General features: G+C 49.0%; 7 protein-coding genes. All 7 read left to right on the forward strand.

The window, feature by feature from the left end:
- Positions 1-113: 113 nt before the first annotated feature.
- The 7 genes from KJW29_RS32520 to KJW29_RS32550 all read left to right on the forward strand — a co-directional run bounded on the left by KJW29_RS32520 (position 114) and on the right by KJW29_RS32550 (position 12,781).
- Complete coding sequence (locus KJW29_RS32520; protein WP_214627719.1) at positions 114-1,280, forward strand: GntR family transcriptional regulator; 1,167 nt, start codon at positions 114-116, stop codon at positions 1,278-1,280.
- Between the two features lie 174 nt (positions 1,281-1,454).
- Complete coding sequence (locus KJW29_RS32525) at positions 1,455-2,954, forward strand: ABC transporter substrate-binding protein (protein WP_214627720.1); 1,500 nt, start codon at positions 1,455-1,457, stop codon at positions 2,952-2,954.
- 57 nt (positions 2,955-3,011) lie between these two features.
- Complete coding sequence (locus KJW29_RS32530) at positions 3,012-3,914, forward strand: carbohydrate ABC transporter permease (RefSeq protein ID WP_214627721.1); 903 nt, start codon at positions 3,012-3,014, stop codon at positions 3,912-3,914.
- A 13-nt stretch (positions 3,915-3,927) separates the two neighbouring features.
- Entirely contained in the window at positions 3,928-4,758 is an 831-nt protein-coding gene (locus tag KJW29_RS32535) for a carbohydrate ABC transporter permease (protein ID WP_214627722.1), read from the forward strand.
- 54 nt (positions 4,759-4,812) lie between these two features.
- The gene (locus tag KJW29_RS32540) at positions 4,813-7,539 is read left to right on the forward strand and encodes an alpha-mannosidase (RefSeq protein WP_214627723.1); all 2,727 of its coding nucleotides are present in this window, start codon (positions 4,813-4,815) and stop codon (positions 7,537-7,539) included.
- A gap of 2 nt (positions 7,540-7,541) precedes the next feature.
- Positions 7,542-10,376, forward strand: a complete 2,835-nt coding sequence (locus KJW29_RS32545; RefSeq protein ID WP_214627724.1) for a glycoside hydrolase family 38 N-terminal domain-containing protein — start codon at positions 7,542-7,544, stop codon at positions 10,374-10,376.
- Between the two features lie 32 nt (positions 10,377-10,408).
- Positions 10,409-12,781, forward strand: coding sequence for a glycoside hydrolase family 38 N-terminal domain-containing protein (locus tag KJW29_RS32550; protein WP_214627725.1), 2,373 nt, complete (start codon positions 10,409-10,411; stop codon positions 12,779-12,781).
- The last annotated feature ends 15 nt before the right edge of the window (positions 12,782-12,796 follow it).

The raw sequence follows: 12,796 nt of genomic DNA on the forward strand, positions 1-12,796 counted from the left end.
GCGTCAAAGATAACATAGCCTCTTGTTTACAAGTTATCTTTTCCTTTTACAAACCTGTATATTTGTATATAATAAATATTATAAAAATATACCGGTTTGGAGCTGAATAGGAAATGAAGGATGTTCAAAGAGTTCCTTTATATATGCAAATTCGAGATTATGTTTATGACCAGATTAATAGAGGAAATTGGAAGCCAAATGACCAACTGCCTTCGGAGAAAGAGTTGTCGGAACAATTTAATGTAAGCAGAATTACGGTAAAAAAAGCCTTGTCGGAGTTAACCGATATGGGGATTGTATACAGGATCCAGGGCAAAGGTTCCTTTGTATCCTCCGATCAGGAGGGAGAACCGACGCTGTATAAGTCTCTTGCCAATCTTAAAACAGGCCATTGCGTCGCTTTCCTTATTCCAAGGCTCGAAAATACCTATACGGCCAACCTTGTAAAAGGAATCGAACAAGAATGCAGGGCGGCAGGTATGAACATGATATTGGGAATAACGAATGATTCGCAAGAAGAAGAAAAAAGGCTGATTAATGAAATGATCCAGTTGGGGGTTAATGGAATCATTATTTTTCCGGTTGATGGAGAAGGTTACAATGAAGAAATCGTGAAGCTGACGATGAGCAACTATCCATTAGTTTTGATCGATCGATATTTTCGCGGAATCGAGACCAACAACGTCTGTACGGATAATGTGGCGGGAGCTTATGATGCAACGAAACACTTGCTGCAGCTTGGCCACCGCAATGTTGGAGTCGTGTCGACCTATCCAAAGTGGACAACGAGTATCGAGGATCGCATCGAAGGTTATGAACGTGCGCTGTCGGATGCGCAAATTTCGATTAACAGGCAGTACAGGATGGATCACTTCAACCCTGACAAAATGAACGTGATCCTTAGGGAAGGGATTGTCGTTCCCGAAATAAAGCGGGAATTACAGCAATATTTACGAACGAATCCGGAAATGACTGCCGTATTTGCTACAAACATTGCAGTAGGTATTTCGATTATTGCAGCGGCAGAGGAAATTAACATACGAGTACCGGAAGATTTGTCGATTGTTTATTATGATTTTGAACCATTGTCATTGCTCATATCCAAGCAGACCTATATGACCCAGGATGTTCCGGGAATGGTCAGTAAAGCAGTCGAATTGCTGCTTGCCGTTATAGCAGATCCACAGCGGAAAAGAGAGAGAGTTTTGATCCCTTCCAGGTTGGTACAAGGTCATTCGACTTCTACTATGATTATTAAAGATCAAAGTTCCATTGTTTAAGTATAGAAGCCCTTCACCATAAGTTGATGTAAGGGCTTCTTTTTTTTCTGCTTTAAAGTTAATTTTGCGGAAAAGCGTTTACAAAACACGTATCCGACATTATAATATGAATACAACATATATTAATGTAATGTGACAACATACCATATAAATATGTTGAGTTTCGCTAGCAACATGGATAAAGAAGCGAAGCGTAAAAACGACAACATTAAACAATGGGGAGAGTTGGATGAAGTGAAGAAAACAAAATCAGTTCGTTTCATTGCATTAACGGTAAGTATCGTATTCCTTTTAATACTTGCAGCTTGCAGCGGCGGGTCTGGCAATGGAAATACGCCTAAAGAGACGGCTTCCGGCAACGGTGGGAACGGAACAGCATCGGAGGCGCCGAAAAGTGATGTTAAGCTTACCATGTGGGGGTTCAAGGTTGCCTTTGATCCTGGCTTTAAAGCAGTGGCGGAGGAATTTAAGAAAAAAACAGGTATTACAGTAGAAACCCAAGTTACCTCGCCGGATGATGCCTATAGTCAGAAGATTATGGCTGCTTCAGCAGTGTCGGATTTACCTGATTTATACTTATATTGGAATGGCCCGGCTTCAGGGGCTTTTGATGGAACCGCTTTTGAATGGAGTCAAGATCTGAATGCGGATCCTGAATGGAAAAACGGGTTCTTCCCTGCAGCGTTGAACGGGCAAATGGTTGCCCAAGGCCATATTGATAATTGGGCGAAAGACGAAAAAGCCAGTGATTGGATGAAGAAACGCCAGGTTGGCGAAATCTACGGGCTGCCGGTTGACGTTGGCACTTTCTATACCGTTTATGGAAACGCCCAGCTGCTGAAAGAAGCAGGGGTCTCAACGGATGCTCCAGCCACAGTAGAAGAATGGATCGAACGCATGAAAACCGTAAAGGACAAAACCGGAAAGTCCGGACTTGTTTTCTCCGGCAACACGGATTCGGTTTACGAAAACTGGATGGCGCTCTTGCAAAACTACATGCTTAATGGCGAAGAAAGTTTTACGAAATTGATGAATCGCGAAGAGACTTTATCCGACTCGAAAAACATTCATATGTTCAAGTTTATTGAGGATTTGACAAAGGAAAAGCTGTTTCCTGACGGTATGGTAAGCTTGGATATTGATAATGCGGACCAGCTCTTTGCACGCGGCGATGCGGCGTATGCGCTGGGCGGAACGTTTACGTATGCCAACTTCAGCGCGATGGGGATGAAGGGCGAGGATATTATTAGTTTCCGAGTCCCTGCTTTTGAAGGGTCCGTCAATCCGGATGCAACAACCGTGCCATTTGGACTTGTACAGATGGTTGTCAACGGCAAAGGGCCTCATGTAGAGGAAGCAGTCGAGTTTGTTAAGTATTTGACATCGGAAGAAGGAATGGTTCTCTACGCAAACGCTGCATTCGATATTCCAGCTGTCAATATTAAAGACAAATCCAAGCTGCAGCCCGCTATTGAAGCTATGCTTTCGTCCTTATCCATGGAAGAGAATTGGTGGTCGCAAAACGGTGCAATCCTGGATAAATATTGGTCTAACTCGGAGTGGAGACTTTTTCATGAGCTTAAACAGAAGGTCCTTCTCGGCGTGATAACGGCCGAAGAGGCTGCCAAACAATTTGATGAAACGGCCGCAAAGGAAAAAGCATCAGCCAAATAGTTTGAGAACCGCAGGTGGGGGGTTCCTCCCACCTGATTTTTTTAAAGAAGGTGCTGCATGATGAATAAGAAAAGAGATTGGATTGCCGGTTATGTAATGGTAGCACCGGCTATTATTTTATTTTTGGTGGTAGGGTTGTTTACGCTTTTGTTTTCCCTATGGATGTCTTTTCATCATGTGCAGGCAGGTTCTCTAATCTCCTCTGCCAAATTCGCGGGATTCGACAACTTTAAGGAATTCCTCTTTGGCGGCGATACCGTCATGACGAGGATGTTCTGGAATTCGGTAACGAACAACATTACGATTGCCGTGTCTATGGTTGTTATTGTGGTTCCCGTTTCCCTCGTGCTAGCGGTGCTGCTTCAAAATGTGAAGTGGTTTTCAAAGGGGTTTCGGACCATCTATTTGATTCCGATGGTGACGTCGTCCGTTGCGGTCTATTACGTGTGGCAGGGTATCTATGATCCCGCGGGATCGTTAAACAGCTTGCTTTCGACCATCGGATTAGAATCGTTAGTGGCAAAAAACGGATGGCTGGGCGAAATCAATCGCTCTCTGCCTTCGATAATCGTCCAGACTTGCTGGGGGGCTATACCGGCCACGCTAATCTTGTACGTCGCTGGACTCCAGTCTGTCGATATGCAGCTTTACGAATCGGCCGAGATTGACGGAGCGACGGCCATTCATAAATTACTCCATATTACATGGCCCGTCCTTCGCCCAATAACGGCAATTGCGGTGATCCTGACGATCAACGGAGCGATGCAGATTTTCGACAACATTTGGGTCATGACCAAGGGAGGACCTGCCGGTTCGACTCAGGTGGTGAACGTACTCGTCTATCAGGAAGCTTTTGTACGGGGCAGTTTAAGTGTAGCCAATGCCATGGGATGGACGGTATTTCTAATTACTTTTACATTATCGCTAATCAGCCTCAGAGCTTTAAGAAGCAAAACGTAAAGGAGGAACGGCCATGTCAATCCGATCATTTAGCCAAGTTGCAATTATAGCCGTTCTCACCCTATGGGCATTATTCTGTCTGTATCCGCTAGTTTGGATGATCGGCGCATCGCTAAAAACGAGTCAAGAAGTCATGCAATCGTTTTCCCTATTTCCGGCAGGAAAATGGCATTGGGAGACGTTTGTCGATGTCTGGAATCGCCTCAACTTTTTCAAGTATTTTATGAATAGCCTTAACGTGACTTTGATGACGATCGTTGGCGTCAATTTGATTTATTCGCTTACGGCCTTTGCGGTTGCGAAGCTCCATTTTCCGGGAAAAAACTTTATCTTCTATGGTTTTCTCGCCATGATGTTTGTTCCGGGCATAACCATTTTAATTCCATTGTATTTGACGGAATATTATTTGGGTATTCTCAATACCCATCTAGGCTTGATCCTTCCCATCATTAACGGAGCGGGTCCCTTTGCATTGTTCCTGTTTCGGAACTACTTTCAATCCATTCCCCATGAAATATACGAGTCTGCGAAGTTGGAAGGATGCGGTCCTATACGCACCTGGTGGCGAATCTATTTCCCGCTGTCACTTCCCGCCGTCGCGACCATTACCATTATGAATTTCCTGGGCTCGTGGAACTCATTGGTGCTGCCAATGGTTATGCTAACGAACCAGGACCTGTTTACGCTGCCTCTAGCGGTCATGCTGCTAGACACGGGGGTGTTCCGTCAATGGAACGTATTAATGGCAGGCTCCCTGATTTCCGTCATTCCAGTCATTCTCGTTTTTTTCTTTATGCAAAAATATTATATTCAAGGATTGGCTTCGGGAGCAATCAAATCATAGCTTTGGACAATTCACAGTAGAGAGATATTTAGATGGATGCGGAGGGATAAAGGCATGGGGAAAAAAACGTTGCACATCATTTCGCACTCCCACTGGGATCGCGAGTGGTATATGCCATTCGAAAACTTTCGAATAAGACTTGTTGAACTGTTTAATCAGGTGCTGAATTTGCTAGAAGAGGACGGGAACGGATTTGAAGCCTTTCACGCGGATGGGCATGTTTTGCTTATCGAAGATTATTTGGAGGTTCATCCGGAGCAGCGATCGCGTTTGGAAAAGCTTGTACGCGAGGGCAAGCTTTTTGTCGGTCCCTGGTACGTCTTGCAGGATGCTTTCCTGACAAGCGGCGAAGCGCAGGTGAGAAACCTGCTTTACGGCATGGAGAAGGCACGGGAACTGGGCGGCGTTACCATGGTTGGATACTACCCGGATACGTTCGGCAATATTTCGCAGTCCGCCCAAATGCTCCAGGGCTTTGGCATCAAACACGCCGTTTTCGGAAGAGGAATTAATCCCGTTGCGGAAAACAATCAGGTCAAAAACGAGGAAAACAATGGTTTTACCTCGGAGGTATGGTGGGCATCGCCTGACGGTTCTCGCGTGCTCTCCGTTTTTTTGGCGAATTGGTACCATAACGGAATGGAACTGCCTGTCGATAAAGATGAGGCTCAAAAGCGCATCGATATTGTTGTTCCCAACGTGGAACGTTTTGCGACGACCTCCCATTTGCTGCTCATGAACGGCTGCGATCATCAGCCCGTTCAGAGGGATGTAGGCACCGCCATCCGCGCGATGAATGAAGTATTGCCGGAGAATTATGAGGCCGTGCATAGTAATTTCCCTAGATACTTCCATGAGTTGGAAGGCTCGGTCGGACAATTGCATACGGCGGTGGGCGAATTAACGGGACAAATAACAGAAGGTTACGGCCTTCTGATTAATACAGCTTCGTCGAGGCTTTACTTGAAGCAATGGAATGCCAGACTTCAGCGTGAGCTTGAGCGCTGGACGGAGCCATTCTCCGTCATAGCGGACCAATTCGGCATGGCCTATCCGCGACATCTCATTCGCCATGCCTGGAAGCTATTGATGAAAAACCATCCGCATGACAGCATATGCGGCTGCAGCCTGGACGAGGTTCATCGGGAGATGGAAACGAGGTTTATGAAAACGTCTCAAGTGGCGGAAGCCTTAACGACGAAGGCGCTTACGTTTATCGCTTCCCGCGTACCGCAGCCGCAGGCCGAGGCGAGCTCCCCTTTCATGAATGGTTATGCGATCACGGTATTTAATCCGTTAGAGCGGTCAAGCGGCTCGTGGGTTGAGGTGGAGGCTTACTCCGAGGAAGCCATTGCCGTAGAAGAATGGCAGCTGCTGGATTCCGTCTCCGGGCAAAAAATAGACCTTCAAGTCGTAGATGAGGGAATCGTATCCGGTTTTACGTTGCCTGATGAACAATTCCGCATCCGATGGAAGAAAAGAAAGTATGTCTTAAGGTTCCATGCTGCAAAGGTTCCGGCATTAGGCTACACGACTTATTATTGGATGCCTTCCGAGAACAACAACGAGGCCGCGACGCCGAAAGCTCCCCTTGTTCAATCTATCGATGGCGCAAAGGTGCTTGAAAATGAGCGGCTCGCATTAACCGTTCATATGGATGGACGGATTTCATTAACGGATAAACGAAATCATAAGCGATACGATCATATTCTTACCCTTGAAGATAGAGGGGATATCGGCGACGAATACAACTTTGTACAAAGCGAGGATGCGAATGATCTTCGCCTGGGCACGGGAGGTTTTACCAGCATAGAGGACTGCTCCGTCCCAGGGGTGCTTCGTCTCCGTATCGAACAGAGCTGGAGCTTGCCGCAGAAACGCGAGGGAAAACAACGTTCCAAAGAGGAGCTAACACACACATTCCAGTGGCTCATTTCGTTAGAAGAGAATGCCGCAAGAATAGATGTGGAGCTGACGTGGACCAACCTTTCCGAGGATCACCGTCTGCGCGTACTTGTTCCAACGGACTTGCAGACGGGCGATGTCTATGCGGATTCGCCGTTTGATTGGACCAAACGCGAAATCGTACCGTGGGAAGGCTGGAAAAACCCTTGCCGCACGGAGCGCATGCAATCCAGGGTGGGGCTAAAAGACGACAAAAACGGTTTTCTGATCGCGACGGACGGTTTGCCGGAATACGAGGTATTAAGGGATGGGCGGAACACGCTGGCCATTACTATATTGCGTTGTATAGGCGAACTGGGCGACTGGAATTACTTCCCGACCCCGGAGGCTCAAAATGTTGGCAAAACACAAAAGGTTCGTTTCTCCTTAATCCCCGTAGGTCAGGATCTGTTCGAGGGTTTTAATGAAGCGGATGCGTTCTTGTATCCCGCAAAGGCTGTTGCCGTACCTATTCGGGAGCTTACGGCTAATGAGGGAGGGGCTAGTGGGGCTAGCGAGGTGCCAACCCGTTATTCCTTGGCTAATTTGGAGCATTCCGATCCGGCGGTCAGATTGACAACGCTTAAAAAATCGGAGAACGAAGAAGCTGTCGTGCTCCGCCTTGTCAATCTGATGGAGGAACCATGCGAGGTTGACTTGAAGCTGACGGGTCAAAGCAATCCCATCGTATCGAAAGGTCAATTAGATGAAAGTGCGCTTAGCGAGCCGCTTAAGCTTGAGGAACAAGATGCTTTGCGCAGCCTTCGCGATCAAGCAGGCGCCAAGCGGATTGAAACCTATCTGTTGAAGCAGCAGCCGAAAAGCAAGGAGGGTTAAAGATGACGGGCCTGGATACAAAATTATTGCATTTGATCGGATATATTCCGAACGGCTACTGGGATGAAAAAATTACGAGAAAGCCGAGCTATTGGACGGAGAGAATCATTGCCCAGCTCGTATTTGCCCGCGAGATGTCGAAGGTAAACGATAATGAATTCGATTCCGTAATCGAGCCCGTTGTTAGCTTATTGGAGCATGAACTAAAAGAAGAAGGCGCCATAACTAAAAAAATCGTCCTGGAGGCGGAAGCCATGCTTGCTCCTCTGGGGGAGCCGGCCAAAAAATACCGCATTCTTAGCGTAGCCCATGCCCATATCGATATGAACTGGAAATGGCCATGGCACGAGACGGTATCCGTGGTACTCGACACGTTCAAGACGATGCTAAAGCTGCTTGAAGAATACCCCGACTTTCGTTTCTCTCAGTCGCAAGGAGCCATCTATCATATTGTAGAGAAATACGATCCGGAGATGCTGGAAGAAATCAAGACGAGAGTTGCCGAGGGGCGATGGGAGGTTACGGCCTCCCACTGGGTAGAAGCGGACAAAAACATGCCGAGCGGAGAAAGTCTGGTTCGGCAAATCCTGTACAACAAACGATACTTGTCCTCCCTATTCAACCTGGACATGGATCAATTATCGCTGGATTTCGAGCCGGATACGTTCGGACATAGCTTGCACGTTCCCGAGATTTTGTCCGGTGGCGGAGTGAACTATTATTATCATTGCCGGGGGAGCGAAGGTCCGCTGCTATATCGCTGGGAGGCGCCGTCAGGGCAATCCGTTATCGCATACCGTGAGCCTACTTGGTACAGCGATTATGTACAAGCCATCATCGGTGCTTACGTTCCCGATATTTGCAGACAAACGGGATTGGACACCTACCTTTATGTCTATGGAGTAGGGGATCATGGCGGTGGTCCGACCAGGCGCGATCTGGAGCGTCTGCTCGACATGCGGGAGTGGCCTGTATATCCGACCATCGAATTCGGAACGTACGGGCAGTATTTCAAGCTGGCGGAAACGGTGGCAGAGCAATTGCCGGTCGTTAGAGGCGAGCAGAACGTTGTATTTACAGGTTGTTATACAAGCCAAACGCGCATTAAGAAGGCAAACAGGCTGGGCGAAGCTGCACTAAATGAAGCGGAAGCTTTCCGTGCCGTTGCAGGTACGGAGACGGGCGTACATTATCCCGCCCCATCCTACGAGCAGGCTTGGAGAAACGTGCTGTTCAACCAATTTCATGATATATTGCCGGGCTCGGGCATCGTGGAAACCCGAGAGCATGCCATGGGGCTGTTCCAGGAAACGATGGCCATCGCGGTTGCCGGCAAGAAAAAAGCACTGGAGCGTCTGGCGGAAACCATCGACACCTCGGCGCTTGCGCAAAGCGACCATAACGAAATTGCCGAAGGCGCGGGAGTAGGCTTTGGCATGAAGCGTTTCTCTATCTCTCAGGTTGAACGGGGAAGCGGCAAAGTTCGGATCGCGCATGTGTTTAATCCGTCCTGGCAAGCGCGCGAGGAAGTTGTGGAGTGGATATTATGGGACTGGAAAAGCCCGGGCCGCTCTTTTGTAGTAAAGGATGCCGATGGGGCCGAAACGCCTCATCAAGTGATGGATCAGGGCTATCACCATTACTGGGGACACGATTATATGCGGGTGCTGTTCAAGGCGCAGGTCCCTGCATTCGGTTACAACACCTACACGCTATCGGAAGCGGAGTTTGTGTATGCCCCCGCGTTCCCAAGCGATTCGCGTCTAGAAAAGACGAAGTCCTATAGGCTCGAAAACGATGTCCTATGCGCAGAGTTTGATCCGCTGACGGCCGCTGTCGTCTCCTTATATCACAAGCCTTCCGGTAGCGAGTTGATTGATTCTAATCGGCCTGCGGGCATGTTCCGCCTCATTAAGGAAAATGCGGACCAGGACATGTCCGCTTGGATTATAGCGGAATATATGAGCATTGAAAATCTTCATGGTCAAGTGAAATGGACGGAAGCTAGTGCCGGAGGGCTAAGACAATCTTTAGGTTATGAACTGAACTTCGGACTTTCGTTGCTTAAGGTGGTTGTCACATTGGACGAGGGCAGCAATGCGCTGATCTATCATGTCGAATGCGATTGGCAGGAGGTTGGCAAGAGGGGGGACAACGTACCCCAGCTTAATTTTAATTGGCCAGTGTCTTATTCTTGCTCCGAATACCAGTACGATGTTCCATTTGGTACGATTGTTCGGCAACCCATTCAGCAAGATATGCCCGCTTGCAGTTGGATACGCGGGGCAAGAGATGGGTCTGACCTCCCGTCCATACAAGTCGTTACGGACAGCAAATACGGTTTTAGGGGCGTCGACGATGCCATGGCTGTTTCGTTGATTCGGAGCTCGTTTGATCCGGATCCCTACCCCGAGCAGGGCAATCATCATCAGTTCACATTAGGAATTATCGTGCAGCAGCCGATGCCTAATGAACAACGTATAGCCGCCGCGGATCATTTTATGCACCCGCTCACAGTGCTTTCCGGTACGGCGCATGGGGGCTCGAGACCGCTCAAAGACTCTTTCCTTGAGTTATTGGAGGGAACGGTTGCTTACTCGGCGCTTAAGCAACCGGAGGAACAGGGAGAAGCGGCGTGGATCATCCGATTGTACGAAACGGATGGCTTGGCAACGAAGGTGAAGCTTAAGGTAAAACGAGAAGCCAGTCGCGTTTGTTTGGTGGATGGGATCGAGAATGAGCGGGAAGAGAAAGGGATCATTGCGTTAGATAATCCTTTTATCGAGTTGGAAGTGAAGCCTTATCAAACAGCGGCCATCAAAATTGTTTTTGCTTAAATACTGATCATCAAGGGATGGAAGGCGATTTCATGACGGCTACTCATGGCAAATGGAAAATCTATGTCATTCACCACTCGCATACGGATATCGGTTATACCGATCGCCAGGAAAAAATCGAACGCAATCATGTGGATTTCATTAAACAAGCGATAAGGATCGGGGAAGCTGCGCGAAGCGGAGAACGTCCGGAGTGGAGCGGGTTTCATTGGACCTGCGAAACCTTTTGGGCAGTGGAACGTTTCCTGGAAAAAACGGACGAAAGCTGGCGCGCGCGATTCATTGAGGCTCTAAGACAGGGCAATATCAGTTTATCCGCGACCTACCTGAATATGACCGAGCTTCCGGACTATCCGTTGCTTGGAGCGATTTTATCTAGATCCGTGGCGTTTAGCCGCTCGATCGGTTTGCCTCTTCGCGTGGCGATGACGGCCGATATCAATGGCTACAGCTGGGGATATGCCGACGTCCTGGCGGAGTCCGGCATCGAGTTCCTGTTCTCGTGCGTCCATGCGGTGCATGGCAGGTATCCTTTGTTCGGCACGCAGCGTCCCTTCTGGTGGAAGTCGCCGAAGGGCCAGCAAGTTTTGGTCTGGAACGGGGATCATTACAACCTTGGCAACGAGCTGGGCATAGCGCCCGGTGCCGTCCATTCCTATACGATTCAGGATGGACTGGTCACGCCGCCAGTGCTCCCCAATCACTGGGAGGTTGCGGAAAAACGTCTCTATGACTATGTTAAACGGCTGGAGGGCGAGGGGTATCCGTATCGTTACGTACCTGTCATGGTTTCCGGGCTCATCTCGGACAACGCCCCGCCGAACGGGGACATCAGCGGATTCATCCAGCAATGGAATAACCGTTTTGGCCATGAAATAGAGCTGGAGCTGACAAGCCTGGATGCCTTTTATGAGGTGCTGCGCGCCGATGGGGACGGGATTCCTACCTACGAAGGCGATTGGCCGGATTGGTGGACGGATGGCGTAGCCTCGACGCCCGCTTATACGAAGCTGTACAGGGACGCGCAACGGATCTTGGAGCAAGTTAAAAAAATGAACGTGCAAGGGACCGTTTCTGCATCCTCCATTGACGGGATTGAGTATCAGCTGGCCATGTATGCCGAGCATACATGGGGGCATTCCGCCTCCATCATGGAGCCTTGGCATTCACAGGTACAGCAGCTCGTATTCCGCAAGACCGCCTACGCCGTTCATGCCCATCGTCTCGCCACGGAGGCCAGGGACGAGCTGTTGGCGGTAGATATGGGCGAATCCGCCGTAGCCCCGCATCGGGGCTTAAAATACAAAGTCAAAAATTTTAATGGGACGGAGCTTGTATCGACAGCCAAGCTTTTCGTTGATCCTTGGGATTACGTTCTATTAGAGGATGGCGTGCGGGTAACCGATATGGCGGAGGAGGAGGTCGTTAGGCATCAGGTCGTTCGAGAAAACAGAGGCCATTCCATTGAAATTCCTATCAGTCTGAAGCCAGGGGAGGAGAAAACCTTTGAGCTGGAGGTTTGCCCTCAAAGCCAAGAGCTTGCCGACTGGAGCGAGGGTATCACGATTGTCGATGGGGGACTGGAAACCGACTACGTTAAACTGAGCTGGAATCAGGAGGACGGCATGGTTTCCTTCATAGACAAAACAACGGGCGAAGAGCTGATCGACGGTACGACCGGTTTGGCGCCATTTACACCTGTCTATGAGGTAACTCCCATCCAGTCCGACGAAGATCCGGCCATAACCCGCGGCAAAATGGATCTTAATCGCAAAGGCTCCCAGGTGCAACGAACGATAGGGCGTCTGATGGGGATAATAGAGCCCGTTGTTAAGCCATTGGATATTACTTTGCAGTTGGAATACGAATTGCCTGGGATGAGCAGCGTTACGGTTCAGTGGAAAGTGATGCGGAATGCGCCAAAGGCAACCGTTACCTTCCGAATGAACAAAGAAAATCGCTGGGAGCCCGAAAACGTGTATCTATCCCTTCCGTTTCTTAGGCAAGATGGAGAGCTATGGGTAGATAAAGCCGGCGCCGTGCTTCGTCCATGGAGGGATCAGATCCCGGGAACGTGCATGGATTACAGCAGCGTTCAAGCCGGAGTCGCCGTCATTCGCGACAATGGAGGCCTCGTTATCGGAATGCCGGATTCGCCGCTCGTCTATTTGGGGGATTTGGAGCATCGGCCAAGGCGTCTGTTCGACCCGCAAGAGAACGTGAAGCCCGATGAGCTTTATTCCTGGATCATGAACAACTTCTGGGAAACGAATTTCCATGCAGGCTTGGGGGGATTTTACGAATTCCAATACGTGCTGGAATGGGGCAAGCATTTGGAGTTGCCGCAGCAAGCTTTCGAAAGATGTCAAAGCAACGTGCAAGGCTTGACGGTGGCGCGCATTTGATAGGCTTAGAGGGTT

The sequence above is a fragment of the Paenibacillus agaridevorans genome (genome assembly GCF_018604145.1).
Taxonomy (GTDB): Bacteria; Bacillota; Bacilli; order Paenibacillales; family Paenibacillaceae; genus Pristimantibacillus; species Pristimantibacillus agaridevorans.

Coding starts and splice junctions, on each gene's coding strand:
- KJW29_RS32520 (WP_214627719.1), top strand. CDS start 114: ATGAAGGATGTTCAAAGAGTTCCTTTATATATGCAAATTCGAGATTAT.
- KJW29_RS32525 (WP_214627720.1), top strand. CDS start 1,455: ATGGATAAAGAAGCGAAGCGTAAAAACGACAACATTAAACAATGGGGA.
- KJW29_RS32530 (WP_214627721.1), top strand. CDS start 3,012: ATGATGAATAAGAAAAGAGATTGGATTGCCGGTTATGTAATGGTAGCA.
- KJW29_RS32535 (WP_214627722.1), top strand. CDS start 3,928: ATGTCAATCCGATCATTTAGCCAAGTTGCAATTATAGCCGTTCTCACC.
- KJW29_RS32540 (WP_214627723.1), top strand. CDS start 4,813: ATGGGGAAAAAAACGTTGCACATCATTTCGCACTCCCACTGGGATCGC.
- KJW29_RS32545 (WP_214627724.1), top strand. CDS start 7,542: ATGACGGGCCTGGATACAAAATTATTGCATTTGATCGGATATATTCCG.
- KJW29_RS32550 (WP_214627725.1), top strand. CDS start 10,409: ATGACGGCTACTCATGGCAAATGGAAAATCTATGTCATTCACCACTCG.